The following is a 19,772-nucleotide window of genomic DNA, read 5'->3' as shown; positions in this document are numbered from 1 at the left end:
AATGGAAGAAAACAAAAAAAATGCAGGAAATAAGGGGAAAACATTTCCTCTGCCTCCCAAAAAAAAGAAAGATACCTCCTGGAGAAAATGGGTCTCGTTCATTTGGATCGGACTTGTTGCAGTAGTTCTGGGGATTTCAGGACTTTTCTTTGCGGTTTCTCAAGGATTCCTTGGGGAAATGCCTGATGTAAAAGAACTTGAAAATCCGGACATCTTTGTTGCTTCAGAGATTATTTCTTCAGACGGAGTCACTTTGGGTAAATTCGAAAAAGAGAAAACACAACCTATCGTTTATAAGGATCTTCCTCCTTTCCTTATTTATGCCCTTCAGGCTAAAGAAGATGAACGTTTTAAGGAACACTCCGGGATTGACCTTCAGTCTGTTGCCAGAGCCGTAGTTTTTGGTGGTGGCCGAGGTGGAGGATCTACGATAACCCAGCAGTTGGCAAAATTACTTTTTACAGGAAAAAGAGCAGATAATAAAATTAAAGCTGTTTTTCAAAAGCTTAAAGAATGGGTAGTGGCTGTAAGTCTTGAAAAAAGATACACCAAAGAAGAAATTGTAACATTATATTTCAATAAGTTTGACTTTTTATACAATGCAAACGGTATTGAAATGGCTTCCAAAATATACTTTAACAAGAAGACATCCGAACTTACTTTACCCGAAGCAACAATGTTTGTTGCCATGCTTGAAAATCCGGTAAAAAACAACCCGATGAGAAATCCGGAAAGAGCAAAAGCAAGAAGAGATGTTGTTTTGGATCAAATGCTAAAAACAGGCTATATAGATCAGGCTACGTTTGATAAAGCTACTGCTACACCTATTACATTAGATTATCATCCAATCAAAAATATTAACGATGATTATTCGGCCTATTACAAGTTTTATCTGAGAAAAGAAATTGATAAATATCTTGAAACTCACGAAAAAGAAACCGGTAAAAAGCTAAACCTTTACAAAGACGGTTTAAAAATATATGTTACCCTTGATTCTAAAATGCAGAAATATGCAGAAGAGTCAATCAAGGAACACTTAACAGATCTTCAGAAAAGATTTGACGCAGAGCAGAGAGGAAGAAAGAACAGACCGTTCTATTATCTGAACGACAAACAAATCAACAGTGTAATGGTTCAGGCAATGAAAAGAACCGGCCGATACAAACTGTTGAAAGCTGACGGAATGCCTGACGATTCTATCATGATGGAATTCAAGAAACCTATCAAAACTTCACGATTCACATGGAACGGAGAAGAAGAGGTAGAAATGTCTCCCTGGGACTCTATCAGATATCACAAACAAATTGCACAGGCAGGCTTGATGTCTATGGTTCCGGGAACCGGAGAAATCAAAGCCTGGGTAGGAGGTATCGACTGGCAACATTTCCAATATGACCACATCAAACAAGGTAAGAGACAGGTAGGATCTACATTCAAACCTTTCGTATATGCAACTGCTATTATGAAGCTGGGAATGACTCCTTGTTCGGCTGTTTCTAACGGAACTTATGATCATAACGGATGGCATGTACCGGGAAGAGGAGGAATGCTAACTTTAAAAGATGCATTGGCACACTCTCAAAACCCTGTTGCTGCAAGACTTATTGAAATGACAGGAGTAGACGCTGTAATCCAGACAGCAAGAGATCTGGGAGTAACAGAAGATATTCCAAGAAACAATACAATTGCTTTAGGTTCATCAGACATTACAATTTATGAAATGTTAGGTGCTTACAGTACTTTTGCTAACTATGGTAACCACAACAAACCGGAAATGATCTGGAGAATTGAAGACGCCAACGGTAGAGTAATTAAAGAAGTAAACGTAGAACCGAAGGAAGTAATGAACCCAATGTATGCATACACTATGATCGAACTGATGAAAGGTGTTGCACAATACGGAACCGCTTCCGGAGAACTAGGAAGAAGAGGAATCTCAAAAGCAGTAGAAATTGCAGCTAAAACGGGAACAACTCAGAATAACTCCGACGGATGGTTTATGGGAATTACACCAAAACTAGCTACCGGAGCATGGGTTGGATGGGAAGACAGAGCAACCCACTTCTATGGAACAGGTGAAGGTCAGGGTGCGAAAATGGCATTGCCAATCTGGGCGATCTTCATGAAGAAAGTATGGGCTGATAAAAGTTTAGGTATTACGCCTGATGATAAATTTATCAAACCTTCAGACTGGAAAGACGGCTGCTCAAACCTTAAAGGTTTAAGCGGAGGATATGGAGACGATGGAAGCCTTCAGACTATTGATGAGATCAAAAATCCTAGACCGGCAGATCCAACTCCTAAAAAACCAACAGAAAAGAAAGAGGACAACATCAATGAGAACCTTCATTCCAATGATGAAGTAGATTTCAATAAATAAATTCTCTTTTAGAAATACATAAGACCTTTCAATAATTTGGAAGGTCTTTTCTTTTATAATTAATACCTTTGAAGGATGAATATCGAACGTATCAGACAGCCTTTTATCGAGACCTTTCCCGGTGATTTTTCCAATAACCTTATGCAGAGAAATACTCCGAAGGTTTTATTTGCTACCACCCAACCTGCCGGCTTTGATAAGCTCCAACTGATTTCCTTTAATGAAGCATTATCAGAGGAAATAGGATTAGGAAAGTTTGAAGATAAGGATCTGGACTTTCTGGTGGGAAACAACCTTCCGGAAAACGTTCAAACATATGCTACGGCATATGCAGGACATCAGTTCGGAAACTGGGCAGGACAGCTGGGAGACGGAAGAGCGATTCTTGCAGGCGAGATCACAGATGATTCTGGTAAAAAAACAGAAATTCAATGGAAAGGAGCCGGAGCTACTCCATATTCCAGACATGCTGATGGAAGAGCCGTTTTAAGATCTTCCGTAAGGGAATATCTGATGAGCGAAGCAATGTATCATTTAGGAGTGCCTACAACAAGAGCGCTTAGCCTCGCTTTTACCGGTGAAGACGTAATGCGTGATATTATGTACAGCGGAAATCCACAGCTTGAAAAAGGAGCAGTGGTCATCAGAACTGCCGAAAGTTTTCTACGTTTCGGACATTTTGAACTGATGTCAGCCCAAAGAGAATACAACACACTACAGGAATTAGCCGATTTTACTATTGAAAATTATTATCCGGAAATCACATCATCAGACATTCAGAAATACAAAGACTTCTTTGAAAATATTTGTACCCGTACTGCAAACTTAATGGTTGAATGGTTCAGAGTCGGTTTTGTGCATGGAGTAATGAATACCGACAACATGTCTGTTCTGGGATTAACTATTGATTACGGACCTTATTCTATGATGGATGAATATGATTTGAATTTCACTCCCAATACAACAGACCTTCCCGGAAGAAGATATGCATTCGGAAAGCAGGGACAAATTGCCCAATGGAATCTTTGGCAGCTAGCTAATGCTCTTCATCCATTAATTAAAGATGAAAAATTTTTAGAAGATACTTTAAATCATTTCGGAACATATTTCTGGGAAGCTCATGATCAAATGCTTTGTAAGAAATTCGGGTTTGATCAGCTTCGAAAAGAAGATGAAGATTTCTTCACAAATTGGCAGGGCTTAATGCAGGAACTTCAGCTAGACTACACCTTGTTTTTCAGCCAACTGGAAAAAACAAATCCAGACACTGATCTTAAAGAGCACTTTAAAGAAGTTTCGTATATCACTTTAAATGAAGAAATGCTGGAAAAGCTTAGCCATTTCATCATAACCTATGAAGCAAGATTAGAATTAAATGCTATTTCAAAAGAAGATTCGCTAGCGATAATGAAAAAAACAAATCCAAAATTTATCCTCAGAAACTATCTCCTTTACGAATGTATTGAAGAGATCAATAATGGTAAAAAAGAAATGCTGGAAAAACTAACCAAAGCAATAGAATCTCCTTATCAGGAAGTATACGCTGAGTTTTCTGTCAAAAGACCATCCGGCTATGACGACACTGCAGGATGTTCTACACTTTCATGCAGTTCTTAGTAAATTAACAACAAAAACGCTCATTAACTAGCATATTTTTAGCATATTAAATATTTTCACTACATTTAGAAAAATCTTTAATATGAAAAAAATTGTATTTTCTTTAGCATTGGCATCATGCTTCTACAGCCATGCCCAAACGCTACTTTCGGAAAGCTTCGAAGGGACAACATTTCCTCCAACAGGATGGACAAAATCTAATACAAATGCTTCAAAAGCATGGGATTTAACCGGGACCGTTTTTTCCGGAACTGCAGCATCTAATATTGAACTAAAAACAAGGTTTACTATTGCCGGAACTAATTCCGCTACAATTGACTGGATCTCGGGAGCAAATACCGCAAATCTTATGAGTCCAGCTTTTAGCTTAGTGGGAGCCACAAGTCCAGTCTTCAGCTTCAAAGTAAAGGTGGGCTGGGGTTATATGATAAGCCTGAACAAAGGTAATCTCCTGGCACAAATCTCAACAGACGGAGGAACCAACTGGACCACTCTCTGGAATGAGGACAGCGAACCTGCCTTTACCGATGATGGTGACGGCAATATAGATACCGATCTTTATAATACTGTTAACGTACAAAAAAGCCTTACCACATATATTGGACAGGCCAACGTAAAAGTAAGATTCCAGTACGTTGCCAATGATGCTGATGCTATTTCAATTGATGATGTGCTGGTTGTTGCCAACGGAACCCTTGCCACCAATGAAATTTCAAAAACAAAGACCAATACTCTTTCCGTTTATCCTAATCCTTCAAAAGGAGAAATTAGTATTAAAACCGATAAAAAGATCAAATCAACATCCGTTATCGACATGTCAGGAAAAACCCTTAAGACAAACGACTCCGGAAATGCAGATATTTCTTCACTTTCAAAGGGAACTTACCTGTTAAAAGTAGACTTCGCAGACGGAACGTCTACCACAGAAAAAGTAATCAAACAATAATCACGTTTATACAATCTTTACACAGCCACCAACTTTTGGTGGTTTTTTTATTTTACTTTTGCAAAAAAATCCGGCACGTGTCTTTTATCAAAACAAAAATTATCAATTTTTTCAAACTGATTTTCCCTTCCACTTATACTGAAATGGCAGTTTTTCTGTTTTTTATTATCTGCTATGGAATTTTAGGTTCATATATTGCGATTCATTACAGAATTATTTTCGACAGCAGAATCCCATGGGATGCCTATTTCAGTTTTGATAATAAATCTATTCTGATGACAGGAGGTAGTTTTGAAAGACATCCCCTATCCTATTATTTTTTCAACTGGGTAAGAGAATTTTCATTATTTATTTCAGGCGGAAAAATGGATGCCAACTTCAGACTTACACTAGCCTGGCTCAGCAATATCATTATCACCTTAAATATTGTTCAGGTTTTCAAATATCTAAAGAACATCATTTGCCTTCCCTTGTGGCTAAGTATTTTAATTATCTTGTTTTTTGGGGCTTTTTCAACTAATATTATATTATCATTTACTCCTGAAAACTTTACATACACCCTGTTTCTACTCTCCTTGTACAATTATTATGCAGCAATAAAATTAAGGAAGGAAGAAAAAACACCTGCAGCAGTACTTTCACTGGCCGGAATCACAATCGGTGGTCTTACCATTACTAATTTTATAAAAGTTTTTATCCCCCTTCTTTTTGAAAAAAATCTTTTCAGAGACTGGAAAAAGTTTGGGAATGCTGTATTAAGAGTAGCAATTGCCACGATTTGTTTTGTACTTCTCTATTTGAACAGAATTGATTTTAAATATCAGAATATCTTTTCCAAAACCAATCAACAGTACGAAAAATTCTCTAATGTAGAATCCATGCCCACTTGGGATATGATTCTCTCATTCTTTTTCGGAGGCAATATTCTTTTCCCGGGATTCATCATATCGGATAAGCATAATATGAAGGGATTTCATTTTAAAGGACTGTATATGGACCTTTATTCATCATCTTTTCCATACTTTTTTATAGCTATAGTATTGATACTGATAATTTGGAGTTATTTTAAAAATTTCAAAAACAAGTGGGTTCAGATTATTGCTATTTCATTTTTCGTCGATATTGTCATCCATTGTGTGATGAGGTTCGGACTTCATACCTCTTATATTTACGGAGGACACTTTGTTTTTGTATATCCACTTCTTTTGGGATGGCTCTTTTTTGCCTACAGATCTTCATCGAAGATAATGTCATTTTTAACGTTGACTCTGGCTATGCTATTTGTTTATCTACTGATCAATAATTTGTTCCGAATGGCAGAATTTTTCTCGTTTATGGAAACGTATTACCAATAAAAAAAGCTGAGAAAAAATTTCTCAGCTTTTTATTTTATATTGAAATGAATCACTTCTATTTGGCTTCAGCACAGAAAATTCTATACTGTACAGCAACTGCAGATTTAAAATATTCCCTGATTTTCGAAAGATCACTCGCCGCACTTTGCTTGGTAAAATAACTTCCTGCTAAAATCTTATAATTAGGTCTTAAAGAAGCATCCGTTTCCACTTTCAGATTAGGGAATCTTTTTCTGAAATAAGACTTTACCTCATTAGCTTCCTCATTACTTTTCACGGTAGTAATTTGAATTTTGAACCCTAAAATTCTAGGATTTTTTTTACAAATTTCAGCATTCGTAAGTTCTCTGTTCGGAACATAGATTTTGGGAGGTTTTGTACTTATCCCTGTAGAAATTCCATTATCACCAGAATTAAAATCTTTAGTGGAATTTGTAGGAACAGTTTTAGCACATTTCCCTTCAATTCCTTCCAAAGCTGCATTTATTTTGGAATCCATAGTCATAACAAGCTCTGTCCCGGAAAGGGTGTCCTTTTTAACAACTTGCTGGGCTCCAACACTATAAAAACCAAATAGTGATAATATCGAAAATATTTTAATCAAATTTCTCATTTAAACTTGTTTGCGCAAATTTATACAAATTAAAAAACTATACCAAACTAGTTATTTAGAATCAATACAAATTAAACGTAAATGATATTTTCCCTTTTCGATATACCGTTAAATTCCTGTTAAAAATATTATTTTTGCGGAATTGATTGAATGTTCAATAATTTACTAACATAAGATAATTTAAATGATTAGTTGGAGAAAGCATTATAAAAAAACGTTGATCGCAATAGGCTTATTGCTATCAACCAGTGCTTCATTTTACGGGCAAGACGGCGATCCTAAAAACGGAGAGAAACTTTTCAAAGCGAATTGTACTGCATGTCACGCGCTGGACAAACAAGTTGTTGGACCACCATTAAAGGGGGTTGTAGAACGAGTAAAGACAGAAGGTGGTGTAGACAAAGATTGGCTTCACAAGTGGATCAAAGACAATAAAGCTCTTAGAGCTTCTGGGGATAAATACGCCAATGAGATTTTTGAAAAGTTTAATAAGACTGAAATGCAGGTCTTTCCAAATCTTACAGATAAGGATATTGACGACATTTTAGCTTTCACGACTAATCCTCCTGCTCCGGAAGAGAAAAAGCCGGCAGCAACTCCTGCAGCTGACGCCACTGCGGCAGCACCAGCAGACAAAACGACTACAAACGTTGTCATCATTTCACTTTTAGCGATCGCAGGTTTACTGGTTTGGATCTTGGTTAAACTAAGACAACTGGTAACATTAGGTCAGTCTGAAGAATTAGCAGGATTGAATGAAACAAGAGTTCGTTCGTTCAGTGAAATGTATGAGAAGTTCCACTTTATCGGTAAGGGGCTATTAGCTATTCTGGCTATTTTGGCAGCTTACGGAGTATGGAACTGGCTGATGTGGATCGGGGTTTACAAAGGGTACAAACCTGAGCAGCCTATCTACTTCTCTCACAAAATCCACGCTGGAGAACAAAAAATTGACTGTCAATTGTGTCACTCTAGTGCTAAATACGGAAAAGTATCTGAAATTCCTTCTATGAACGTTTGTATGAACTGTCACAGAACAATTTCTGAATACAACGCAGATCACTACATGGAGCCAGGAAAAGACAAGGCATTCTATGACGGAGAAATCCAGAAGATCTATGCTGCAACAGGTTGGGATCCTGCAAAACAACAGTACACAGGGAAAACACAGCCGGTTGAATGGACAAGAATCCACAACATGCCAGACTTCGTTTACTTCAACCACTCTCAGCACGTAGTAGCAGGTGAGCAGGCGATCATCAATTCTTTCAACAAAAAGAATCCTAACAACAAAATTGATGTTGTATGTAAGGCTTGTCACGGTAAAATTGATACAATGAATGTTGTTCAGATGGCTAACGACTTTACTATGGGATGGTGTATCGAGTGCCACAGAACGACTGAAGTTGATATGAACAACGGTTATAATAAAGAGTACTTCAAAAATCTACATGACAAGTTGAAAAAACAGTATCCACAAGATGGAGGTAAGATCACTGTAGATGCAATTGGAGGTCTTGAGTGTGGTAAATGTCATTATTAATAACTAAAAAATTAGAAGTATAAATGGCTTCAAACAAAATACAATTCAGAAGTATTCATGAACTTAAAGACCCAGCTTTAAATGGTAAGCTGGCTCTTAAAGAGTTTCAGGAAGAAATTCCGGTAGAAGATTTCCTTGGAGATGCTGAACAAAACGGATCAAGTACTTCAAGAAGAGATTTCCTTAAATTATTAGGATTCTCCACAGCAGCAGTTACTTTAGCTGCCTGCGAAGCTCCGGTAATCAAAACAATCCCTTACGTGGTAAAACCACACGATATTATTCCAGGGGTTCCTAATTATTATGCATCAACATATTTTGACGGTTTCGATTTCGCTAGTGTTTTAGTAAAAACCCGTGAAGGTAGACCCATCAAAATTGATCCAAACCCAGCTGCCGGTGATTTAGGTAAAACTAACGCAAGAGCTCAGGCAAGTGTACTTTCTCTTTATGATAATGATAAAGTAAAACAACCTAAACTAGACGGTAAAGACGAAACTTTCGATAAAGTAGACAGTTTCGTTCTTAAAGGTTTGGAAGAAGCTAAAGCGTCAGGTAAAAAGATTGTGCTTTTGTCACACTCTTTTGCTTCGCCAACTTTCAAAAAGTTATTCGGTGAATTCAAAGCGAAATACCCTACAGCAGAATTAGTAACTTATGATGCTTTCCCTTACTCTGCAGCATTAGATGCAGCTCAGGAAGTATTCGGACAGAGAGCATTACCTGTTTATGACCTTAAAGGTTCAGAATTGGTAGTTTCTTTCCAGGCTGATTTCTTAGGAGATTATAACGCTTCAAGCTTAGAAACTTCTTATGCCGCAGCAAGAAAGCCAGGTCAAACCATGTTGAGACACATTCAGGTGGAATCTAACATGTCATTAACTGGAGCGAACGCTGACTCAAGATACAGATTAAAGCCAAGTGCTGTAAACAAAACTTTAGTTGAAGTTTACAACGCAATTGTAGGTGGTGGTACTACTGATAAGACTGCTACTGAAATTGCTAACGAATTGAAAGCAAAAGGAAGCAAAGCTGTTGTTTTTGCTGACGGTTCTAAAGGAGCACAGGTTTTAGCACACTTAATCAACCAAAAATTAGGATCAGTAGCTTTCACAGGTAAAGCAAACTTCCTTAAAGAATTTGATAAAGCAAGATACCAGGAATTCTTAGGATGGGTAAATGCAGGTCAGGTTGGAGTATTAATTACCAACAACGTAGACCCTATCTACTCTCATCCAAAAGGAGAAGATTTCAAAAAATCTTTATCTAAAGTTTCTTATGTAATTGCTGTCGCTGATAAGAAAAATGAAATGTACAAAGCAGCGAAAGCTGTAATTCCGGTTGCAAACTGGCTAGAGTCTTGGGGAGATATCGAACCACAGACTGGCGTATATTCATTAATGCAGCCTACAATTCAGAAGATCTACAAATCAAGACAGATTGAAGAATCTCTATTGGTTTGGAAAAACGGTAAAAACAATGCTGCGAATAACTACTACGATTATTTAAAAGCCAGCTCAGCTTCAATCTTAGGTGCTACATCTTTCAACAAAGCATTGTATAACGGTATTACTACTTCTAATAATGCAACAACATTGGCTTACGCAGGCGGAAACGCTGCTCAGGCTGTTGCAGAACTAGGAAACTTCAAAGCTTCTGAATTAGAATTGGTATTATACACTAAGACTTCTATGGGGGACGGTACTCAGGCAAACAACCCTTGGTTGCAGGAATTACCAGATCCATTGACAAGAATGTCTTGGGATAACTACTTGACAATTTCTCCTAAAGATGCAGAGAAGTTTGCCATTGATAACGATCTTAACGCAAGAATGCAGTTAGATGGTTCTATTGTAAACCTTACTGTAAACGGAGTAACAATAAAAGATGTTCCTGTATTTATTCAACCTGGTCAGGCAGAAGGATCTGTAGGTCTTGCACTTGGTTATGGTAAGAAAAACTCAGGAGCAACTGCAGATACTGGGGTAAACGCTTATCCTTTATTTGACGGTTCTAACCTTGCTGTTTCAGGAGTTAAAATTGAAAAAACAGGAGAAGACCACGAATTTGCAGGTATCCAGCTTCAAAATACATTAATGGGTCGTTATGAAATCGCTAAAGAAGTTCCTTTAGCTGAGTTCATCAATGTTCCTTTCGATGATGAGCACAAAGGATGGAACAAGCCTTTGGAATACCACACTATCAGTGGAGCTCTTCCGGCAAGAAAAATTGACCTTTGGGATGCTTTCGATGATACAGATGGACCTCATTTCAACTTATCTATCGACTTGAACTCATGTACAGGTTGTGGAGCTTGTGTAATTGCTTGTCAGGCAGAAAACAACGTTCCTGTAGTAGGTAAAGAAGAAGTAAGAATGTCCAGAGATATGTATTGGTTAAGAATTGACCGTTACTATTCTTCAAGACAGAAAGTAGAAGTATACGAAGGATTGAAAGAAGGAATGGCTGTACCTGAATTGTATGGTACTGCTTTCGGAGACGGAGGTGCATTAAACCACCCTGCAGACAATCCGGATGTAATCTTCCAACCAGTAATGTGTCAGCACTGTAACCACGCTCCTTGTGAAACTGTATGTCCGGTAGCGGCTACTTCACACGGTAAGCAAGGTCAAAACCATATGGCTTACAACAGATGTATCGGTACAAGATATTGTGCAAACAACTGTCCGTACAAAGTAAGACGTTTCAACTGGTTTACGTATAACCTAAATGACAAGTTCGATTTCAACATGAACAACGATTTAGGAAGAATGGTACTTAACCCAGACGTAGTTGTAAGAACTAGAGGGGTAATGGAGAAATGTTCAATGTGTATTCAGGAAACTCAGGCTACTATTTTAGCAGCTAAGAGAGAGAACAGAAAAGTAACAGATAATGAGTTCAAGAACTCTTGTGCTTGTGCTGCTGCTTGTTCTACTGGAGCAATGACTTTCGGAGACATGAATGATAAAGAGTCTGAAGTTAGAGAATTGTATTCTAGCAACAGAAGATATTATTTACTAGAGGAGATCGGAACAAAACCAAATGTGTTCTATCATACTAAAGTAAGAAACAGAGTAGAAAAATAAAGTTTAAATAATAAATAGGTAAAAAATGTCAGGACATTACGAAGCTCCGATAAGGGAACCTCTAATTATTGGTCACAAAACTTATCACGATATCACAGAAGATATTGCACGACCTATCGAAGAAAGAGCAGGTAAATTATGGTGGATCTCATTATATGCTGCACTAATTCTATTCCTCTATGGATTCGGCTGTATCGCTTACACTATCGGGACAGGTATTGGAGCATGGGGGCTTAACAGAACTATTAACTGGGGTTGGGATATTACCAACTTCGTATGGTGGGTAGGTATCGGTCACGCCGGAACCCTAATCTCAGCAGTATTATTATTATTTAGACAGAGATGGAGAATGTCTGTAAACAGATCTGCAGAGGCGATGACGATCTTTGCGGTTGTACAGGCAGCAATCTTCCCTGTAATTCACATGGGTAGAGTTTGGGTTGGATACTGGGTATTCCCTTTACCAAACCAATTCGGTTCTCTTTGGGGGAACTTCAACTCTCCTCTACTTTGGGACGTATTTGCAATCTCTACGTATTTCTCAGTATCAACTGTATTCTGGTTCATGGGACTAATCCCTGACTTTGCAATGATCAGAGATAGAGCGAAAACGCCTTGGACTAGAAAAATTTATACATTCCTTGCATTCGGTTGGGGTGGTAAAGCAAAACACTGGCAAAGATTCGAAGAACTTTCTTTGGTTCTTGCAGGTTTGGCTACTCCACTTGTATTCTCAGTACACACTACCGTATCTTTTGACTTCGCGACTTCAGTAATTAAAGGATGGCACTCTACGATCTATCCTCCTTACTTCGTTGCAGGAGCAATCTTCTCAGGATTTGCAATGGTACAAACACTATTGTTGATCGCTAGAAAAGTGTGTCACTTAGAAGAATACATCACAATGTATCATATCGAAATTATGAACATCGTAATCGTTCTTACAGGTGGTATGGTAACTGTAGCTTATGCAACTGAATATTTCATCGGATGGTACTCAGGATCTAGATTTGAAGATTTCACATATCTTTCTCCAGGTGCCGCTGTAGGACCTTACTGGTGGGCATTCTGGTCATTGATCATCTGTAACCTTGTTGTTCCTGCTTCATTCTGGTTCAAAAGACTTAGAACGAACATTATCTGGACATTCATTGTTGCATTAATCATCAACATCGGTATGTGGTTTGAGCGTTTCGATATCATCGTTATCAACCTTTCAAGAGACTACTTACCAGGATCATGGACAATGTTTAAGCCAACGATCATTGATGTGGGTGTATATTTAGGAACAATCGGATTCTTCTCTGTATTATTCTTATTATACGCAAGAACATTCCCTGTAATTGCACAGGCTGAATTAAAATCGATTTTGAAAATCTCAGGTGAAACTTATAAAGCAAAAGAAGGAGATGAGCACCACTAAAATTGTATACGGACTTTATGCTGACGACGACGATTTAATGAACGGCGTTAAAGCATTCAACGATAAAGGAATCGCAATAAACGAGGTTTACACTCCGTTTCCGGTTCACGGACTAGACAAAGCTTTAGGGTTAAAGAAAACCAGAATTTCTGATGCTGCATTCTTATATGCTCTTTATGGTGTTACTATTGGTGCTACTGTAACTTGGTATGTAATGAATCATGACTGGCCGCAGAATATTGGTGGTAAACCAGCTTTTGACTGGGCACACAACATGCCTGCATTCGTAGTTCCAATGTTCGAATTAATGGTATTCTGTGCAGCTCACATGATGTCTTTAACTTTCTTGGTTAGAAACAAAATGTATCCGGGAGCTCCAGCTCAGAACCCAGATCCAAGAACTACTGACGATAAATTCATGATGGAATTTGTAACTGAAGATGTAGAATCTGTAAAACAGTTGCTTATTGAAACTGGAGTTGAAGAAATAACTGTTAAAGACGCTTAAAATGAAAAAGAATGTATTAAAAATTACAGCAGTTTTAGGTTTAACAACAGTTTTACTTAACTCTTGCGGACCAAAGGAGAACACTCCGCTGGTATATTTCCCGGATATGTATTTTCCGGTAGCTTATGATCCATTGATGAAAGCTCAAGACGCTTATTCAGATCATGAAAATGAAATTCCTGCTTTTGTTAAAAATAATGGTGCAACAGGTCTTTCTCCAGTAGAAGGATCAGTTCCTCAGAATAAAGACGGTGTTTTTGAAGAAAGCTTATTACCTAAAAATGTTGACGAGTACAACGCAGGGTATGATGCTTCTAAAAAACTTACAGTATCTCCTCTGAACCCAGCTAATGCAGCTAAGGATCTTGAAAGAGGTAAAGTATTGTTTGATCACACTTGTGCTGCATGTCACGGAACAGGAGGAGATGGACAAGGACCTATCGTACAAAGTGGAGCATTCTCCGGAGTGCCCAACTATGCTGATAGAGAAATTACTGTAGGATCTGTTCATTATGTATTAACAAACGGTAGAAACGCGATGGGATCTTATGCAGGACAACTAAACGCTGGAGACAGATGGAGAGTTGCAATGTATGTGATGAGTGCTTTCAAAAAAGGAGCAGCAGCACCAGCGGCGGCAGCTACAACTGAAGCAAAACCTGAAACTACTACTGAAACTAAAAAATAAGAAAAGAAATGTATAGTTTTTCACCAAAATTAAAATCAACTTCTTTAATACTTCTTGTTGCAGGTTTAGTGCTATTTGGTATTGGTTTCTTTATGAACAAAGGAATTTCTACTGAGAAGATTGAACAAATGATGGAGGCTGTTCATGCTTCCGGTCATAATGCACCTACTCACTCAAGTGAAATGGTAGGACCTCAAGACCATGCTGCTCACCTGGAGCACGCTACTCTACAGATCCACAACCAGCCTTTAGCGGCAATACATTTTGTAGCTGTATTTTTCTTCGGAGTAAGTTGTGCTGTATTATTCTTCTATTGTATTCAACACGCTGCACATGCAGGTTGGCCAATTATTATTACAAGAGTAATGGAAGCTATTGCTTCTTATATTCCATACGGAGGAGCTATTTTGATCATTTTAATGCTTTTAAATATCTTCCACCAAGGACACCTTTTCCACTGGATGGATCCGGATTTGACAGATCCTAACTCTGCTCATTTCGATGTGATCTTATTCGAAAAGAAAAGATTCCTGAATATTCCTTTCTATGCAATCAGAACGTTCATCTATGTATTAGGTGCTTCTTTCTTCGCTTGGAAACTGAAAGCTCAGTCTAAAAAAGTAGACGAGACAAAATCAAAAGTAGAATATCAATTCCTTTACAGATGGGCAGTAGGATATATCGCATTCTTCGGATTTGCTTCTGCAGCTTGGGCGTGGGACTGGTTGATGTCTATTGACCCTCACTGGTACTCTACAATGTATATCTGGTATTCTATGGTTAGCTGCCTTTCAAGTGGTATTGCTGTAATCATTTTACTAAGTGTATATCTTAAGAAAAACGGATTCCTTCCTCAGTTCAATGACAATCACTTACACGATTTAGGAGTTTTCCTTTTCGCTACAAGTATGCTTTGGACATATACATGGTTCGCTCAGTTCATGCTTTATTGGTATGCGAACGTTCCGGAAGAAGTTAACTACTTCTTTGGAAGATTCCAGCACTATGGTACAACATTCTTACCAATGCTGATCGTAAACTTCTTATTACCTTTATTGGTATTAGTAAGCAGCAGCATCAAGAGAAACTACAAAGTTGTTACAACAATGGCAGTAGTAGTTATCTTAGGACACATTTTGGATTATTTCAATATGGTAATGCCGGGAACGGTAGGACCTTACTGGAACACTCCGGAAGTATTCATCCTAATCTTGGGAGCATTGTTATTCGTAATCGGATTATTTATGTTTACTGTACTTTCAGCTTTATCTAAACTGAAGTTGATTCCTACAGGAAACCCATTCTTACACGAATCTGAAATTTATGAGTATCCTTTCTAAGGACTTGTAACAAAATAAAATTATAAAAGACTGATTGTTAAAACGATCAGTCTTTTTTTATGCATATGAGTCAGCAGGCAACCATTCTGAACTTTATGCGTCTCTATAATGAGACCACCAACTAAAACAAATTCTTATTATGAAAACAAAATTTGTCCTTTACTCATTATTTATATTTCTGTTTAATTTTATTCAGGCTCAGACCATCACGTTTGTATCTGAAAAAAACAATCAGCCGCTTCCAAGGGTTTCAGTGTTTGGAAAAGATGGAAACATTCTCGCCTTCTCTGATATTGATGGGAAAATTGATAAGCAAGCTTTATCTCCGGCACAGGAAAAGTTTCAGCTGGTTTATAATAATTTTCCGGTTGCCACACTATCTTATTCTGACTTTGACCAGCCAGTTATTAAGCTTAATGATCAGGTGAAGGAAATTGAAACAGTTGTTATTAAAAATAATAAACCAGCAAAGTATATTTTTATTAAAGGAAACTTCAATGCCTATGTAACGGTAAATAACAAACTAAATAGTTATGCCGACGGAATTGTCACCTACATTTTTGATAATAAAACCAAAAAACTGAAAAGTACCAATGTTGAGCAATACAGGGTTTTCAGATTGACAGAAGCTAAAAACGAAAAAAAAGAAACTTCATCATGGGATTATGGCAAATCTCTCCAGCTTCCAAAGCTTAAAAATGTAGGGAATCCGGAAGAATATAAAAACAAAAGAAATACGATCAAAGAATTAAAAGGAGACCGAAAAGATCAGATCGAAGTGACGGAGGGTATCCTTCAGGAAAAAGAGTTTTCATTCTTTGGATATCGATTTTATGATATAAGAACCATTCTGAATATGTCTTTTGAAAAAGGGTCAGAAAAGACTCTGAAAGATTTCCTGGAATACAATGAACTTGTTTTTGTAAAGCTTAAACATAAAAGCGAACCCAATTATAATCAGATAGCGGTTTACACTAATTTCTACCCTACAGAATTGAGTTTCAATAATGACAATGATATTGAAAAGGTAAAATTTAATGAAGACAACAGTAACTACAAAACATCTTACTGGCAAGATTCTTCATTCCCAAATATGCAGACCATTTTCAACACTTTTTTCAAAGATGATTTGAAAGAACAGCAGAATAAGAAATAGGTAATAAAAAAGCATGATACACAAAAACATAGCTATCATCAAACAGTTCAGTAAAAGTGCTGGTTAAGTCTTTCGAAAATAACTTAGTTTATGCTTTTGTTTTTGTAATTTAGTAAACCTTCGCTGTTTTACTTACGGTAGCAAATAATTGAAAGCTTCGACTTCTATTGCGCTACTTCGCAAGCCGCCGGGAGGTTAGCAAAAATTTCACAAATTAGATTTTAACAATAATGAACATTTTAGATTTTTTTAAAACAAAGAAATTATTGAATGACATAGCAGCAGAAGAACTGGCAAAATGTATTCGTAGAAAAAAATTTTCCAAGAAAGAATTAATTTTAACGATTGAAAATACTTCTAAGCAAATCTATTTCATTGAAAAAGGAATAGCACGGGTGTTTTATAATAAAAAGGAGAAGGATGTAACTTTGTATTTCTTGCAGGAAAATATGATAGGCATTCCTATCGAGAGCATTTTTTATCATAAGACCTGTAAATTCGGAATTGAGGCGTTATCAGAAACAAGCGTTGTCATGGTTGACTTTGAACAGTGGACAAACATCATCAACAATAACGCTCTGATGCAGGAATTTATTTTTAGCGGAATGATTGACTATATAAAAAAATCAAATGATAGGGTTTACAACCTTAAATTTCAAACTCCAAAAGAAAGATATGAAACTTTGCTTATCGAAATCCCTGATATTGTTTCAAATGTACCATCGGGAAATATTGCCTCTTATTTGGGAATAACACAAGAAACATTAAGTAGATTAAAAAACAAAAAATAACCTATTTTTGATTGAAATCAAAAATATTATCTAAAAATCATTATAAATTTGCCACAATTAAATTCATAATGATGAAAGTACATATATTACATTGCGGAACGGTAAGAGTAGACAGTTCTCTCCCCTTTCACGAAAACACCATTAACCCGCTAGCTTATACCGGATTATTTAGAAACAAAAATCACCAGATTTGGCTTCCTGTTTCTGCTTATTTAATCGAACACCCTAAGGGTCTTGTTCTGATAGATACAGGATGGCATTCTGATGTTCGAACACAACAAAAAAAGCATCTAGGACTTCTACAATACTCTGTAAGCAGAGCTTTATTACCAGATGGCGATGCTATAGACGAGCAATTAGCAAAGTTAGGATATAAAACTTCCGATATTGATTATTTAGTACTGAGCCATTTGCATGCCGACCATGTAAGCGGTATAAAGCTGGTAAAAGATGCTAAAAAGATCCTGGTAAGTGATTTAGAATGGAAAGAAACCAAGGATAGAGCAACACGATATGTAACAAGCATGTGGGAGAATATTGATTTTGAGTTATTTAGTTTCAGCAAAACAGGAATAGGCCCGGAAGGCTTGTCTTACGATTTGTTTAATGACGGAACAGTAGTATTTGTCTCTACACCAGGTCATACAATGGGACTTGCTGCAACCATAATAAAAAACAACGAGAATTTTGTGCTTTTAGCCAGCGATGTAGGGTATGCAAAAAAATCATGGGAACAAATGATTTTACCTGGTGTTCAGGTAGATAAACATAAAGTGGTAACCTCACTGGAATGGGTTAAAAGCGAAAGCGAAAAACCAAATTGCATAGAAGCAATTGCCAATCATGATTCCGAAATGAAACCTCATGTTATAGAACTTTAGATATTTCCGCCAACAACACTGTATCAAAGCGAAAGAGTCAGTGGACTACTGAAATGTTCTAAATATCATTCAGGTTAATTAACTTGGCCGTAGACTTAGTCTTGGAAACCATCTACAACTACGTAAAGTCAGCTGCAGATGATTTCCCTATTTTTCTCACTCAAATTATTTTCAGAATCCACAAAATAAAAACAAGCTATTATTAACAGGTTTTACTAAATTTGCAACAAACAAAATAAAATGAAAAAGTTTTCTTTTCTACTTGTTTTCAGTCTGTTGCTTTTTACAGCATGTAAGAAAGATCATGTAGATGCTACGAATACTAAAACACTGCAGTCAAGTATCAATGATATGACTTCCAGTTTACCAACCATTAAGCAGATTAAGTTTAATGAGGCTCTTTATATCCTTAAAACATTTGGTGTAGAAGCAGATGGTGATATTAACGAACTAAAAGCCCTTGGAAAACTGATTAATGGGAAAAAAGTTCCCGAAATCATGTCTCTTGCAGATGAAGTTGCACAGAAAAACGGAATAGAATGGGCAAGTACTGCCCCTCCATCACTTGGAGAAATGAATATCTTCGGGGATGATAAAGCTAAAGAAAGTGATCCTAATGATGTAAAAGCCGGATCATTAAGCATTGTTACAAGACCTACAGGAGATGATGGTTCTGGAGCACCTACTGCTATTCAGATTGTTCCAAGACTTGTAGATACAGCAGGAAACCCGGTATCATTCACAGGAGCTGGTTTGGAAGCGACTCTTGAAGTATTCAGCAATGGAGTAAAATTGGCGACTGCTAAAAACCTGATGCAGGATAATAACTTCAAAGGGTTCAACCTGAAGTTCTCCTCTATTCCCGCTGCAAAAGTGGTAGATAACAAAATTGATATCACAGTTTCTGTAAAAACAACTGCCAAGACTTTCAAAATGTCAAAAATCGGACTTGATGTAAATGCAGCAGCCCTGAAAGTGCCTGCTATTCCTAAAACCGATACAACTGTTGTACCGGAACAGCCAAGCGCAGTAATTGATCCAAACAATCCATCAGCAACTACAGGAACTACTACAGATCCTGCAACTGCTGCTCCTGCAGCACCAGCTGCTCCAAAACAGCCAACTACAGATCCTAAAAATACAGTAAGCAAGTTTTTGAACAGTGTAAGTTCTCAGAATTTAAAAGCAGCTTACGAAACAGCAAGCAATCCAAGCTGGGGAAGCTATGAGTCTTTCTCTAATCCTAATTCAGGTTTTGGTGCTGTGAAAAATGTAAGCGTAAAGAATATTACTACGAGTGGTGCTACAGCCAACAGTGCAAGCGTAAATGCCACCTATGACGTAACGGATAAAAGCGGTAAAACTACTTCTTTAAAAGTAACTTTCGGGCTTAAAAATGTAAATGGAGACTGGAAAATTTCCAGCTATAAAATCAATTAATA

15 protein-coding genes are annotated in these 19,772 nt (G+C 37.3%); 14 read left to right on the top strand and 1 reads right to left on the bottom strand.

The genetic code is table 11. From position 1 onward, the window contains the following. The first annotated feature begins 1 nt into the window (after position 1). The 4 genes from LKL37_RS15915 to LKL37_RS15900 all read left to right on the top strand — a co-directional run bounded on the left by LKL37_RS15915 (position 2) and on the right by LKL37_RS15900 (position 6,298). Positions 2–2,380 carry a transglycosylase domain-containing protein gene (locus LKL37_RS15915; protein ID WP_431611487.1) on the top strand — a complete coding sequence of 793 codons (2,379 nt, stop codon included), beginning with the start codon at positions 2–4 and terminating at the stop codon, positions 2,378–2,380. 75 nt (positions 2,381–2,455) lie between these two features. Continuing rightward, positions 2,456–3,997, top strand: a complete 1,542-nt coding sequence (locus tag LKL37_RS15910; RefSeq protein ID WP_431611486.1) for a protein adenylyltransferase SelO — start codon at positions 2,456–2,458, stop codon at positions 3,995–3,997. An 82-nt stretch (positions 3,998–4,079) separates the two neighbouring features. Continuing rightward, entirely contained in the window at positions 4,080–4,943 is an 864-nt protein-coding gene (locus LKL37_RS15905; RefSeq protein WP_431611485.1) for a T9SS type A sorting domain-containing protein, read from the top strand. Positions 4,944–5,020: 77 nt separating this feature from the next. After that, a complete protein-coding gene (locus LKL37_RS15900) occupies positions 5,021–6,298 on the top strand; it encodes a DUF6080 domain-containing protein (protein WP_431611484.1) in 1,278 nt (425 codons plus the stop codon). Between the two features lie 55 nt (positions 6,299–6,353). On the opposite strand, the gene LKL37_RS15895 is transcribed toward LKL37_RS15900, so the two are convergent. Then, the gene (locus tag LKL37_RS15895) at positions 6,354–6,911 is read right to left on the bottom strand and encodes an SPOR domain-containing protein (protein WP_431611483.1); all 558 of its coding nucleotides are present in this window, start codon (positions 6,909–6,911) and stop codon (positions 6,354–6,356) included. 184 nt (positions 6,912–7,095) lie between these two features. Here LKL37_RS15895 and LKL37_RS15890 point away from each other — a divergent pair, with 184 nt between their 5' ends. The 10 genes from LKL37_RS15890 to LKL37_RS15845 all read left to right on the top strand — a co-directional run bounded on the left by LKL37_RS15890 (position 7,096) and on the right by LKL37_RS15845 (position 19,770). Beyond that, positions 7,096–8,454 (top strand): c-type cytochrome, encoded by a 1,359-nt coding sequence (locus LKL37_RS15890; protein WP_431611482.1) that lies wholly within the window; start codon positions 7,096–7,098, stop codon positions 8,452–8,454. A 23-nt stretch (positions 8,455–8,477) separates the two neighbouring features. Next, positions 8,478–11,543, top strand: coding sequence for a TAT-variant-translocated molybdopterin oxidoreductase (locus LKL37_RS15885; RefSeq protein WP_431611481.1), 3,066 nt, complete (start codon positions 8,478–8,480; stop codon positions 11,541–11,543). A gap of 25 nt (positions 11,544–11,568) precedes the next feature. Next, positions 11,569–12,966 carry an NrfD/PsrC family molybdoenzyme membrane anchor subunit gene (nrfD, locus tag LKL37_RS15880; RefSeq protein WP_431611480.1) on the top strand — a complete coding sequence of 466 codons (1,398 nt, stop codon included), beginning with the start codon at positions 11,569–11,571 and terminating at the stop codon, positions 12,964–12,966. After that, positions 12,953–13,474, top strand: coding sequence for a DUF3341 domain-containing protein (locus tag LKL37_RS15875; RefSeq protein WP_047376185.1), 522 nt, complete (start codon positions 12,953–12,955; stop codon positions 13,472–13,474). The genes nrfD and LKL37_RS15875 overlap by 14 nt, the downstream gene beginning before the upstream one ends. A 1-nt stretch (position 13,475) precedes the next feature. Next, on the top strand, positions 13,476–14,162 hold the full coding sequence (locus tag LKL37_RS15870) for a c-type cytochrome (RefSeq protein WP_129038798.1): 687 nt from the start codon (positions 13,476–13,478) through the stop codon (positions 14,160–14,162). An 8-nt stretch (positions 14,163–14,170) separates the two neighbouring features. Continuing rightward, positions 14,171–15,502 carry a quinol:cytochrome C oxidoreductase gene (locus LKL37_RS15865; protein WP_431611479.1) on the top strand — a complete coding sequence of 444 codons (1,332 nt, stop codon included), beginning with the start codon at positions 14,171–14,173 and terminating at the stop codon, positions 15,500–15,502. Positions 15,503–15,641: 139 nt separating this feature from the next. Further along, positions 15,642–16,658: a hypothetical protein gene (locus LKL37_RS15860; protein ID WP_431611478.1), complete on the top strand. Its 1,017-nt coding sequence runs from the start codon at positions 15,642–15,644 to the stop codon at positions 16,656–16,658. A 230-nt stretch (positions 16,659–16,888) separates the two neighbouring features. Continuing rightward, positions 16,889–17,449, top strand: coding sequence for a Crp/Fnr family transcriptional regulator (locus LKL37_RS15855; RefSeq protein ID WP_257201204.1), 561 nt, complete (start codon positions 16,889–16,891; stop codon positions 17,447–17,449). 71 nt (positions 17,450–17,520) lie between these two features. Further along, entirely contained in the window at positions 17,521–18,330 is an 810-nt protein-coding gene (locus LKL37_RS15850; RefSeq protein ID WP_431611477.1) for an N-acyl homoserine lactonase family protein, read from the top strand. Between the two features lie 240 nt (positions 18,331–18,570). Further along, positions 18,571–19,770 (top strand): hypothetical protein, encoded by a 1,200-nt coding sequence (locus tag LKL37_RS15845; protein ID WP_431611476.1) that lies wholly within the window; start codon positions 18,571–18,573, stop codon positions 19,768–19,770. Positions 19,771–19,772: the final 2 nt, after the last annotated feature.

Origin of the sequence: Chryseobacterium sp. 'Rf worker isolate 10', assembly GCF_050753305.1 — a bacterium.
Taxonomy (GTDB): domain Bacteria; phylum Bacteroidota; class Bacteroidia; order Flavobacteriales; family Weeksellaceae; genus Chryseobacterium.
Note: the sequence above shows the minus strand (reverse complement) of the source record. Positions and strands in the feature narration are given on the sequence as shown.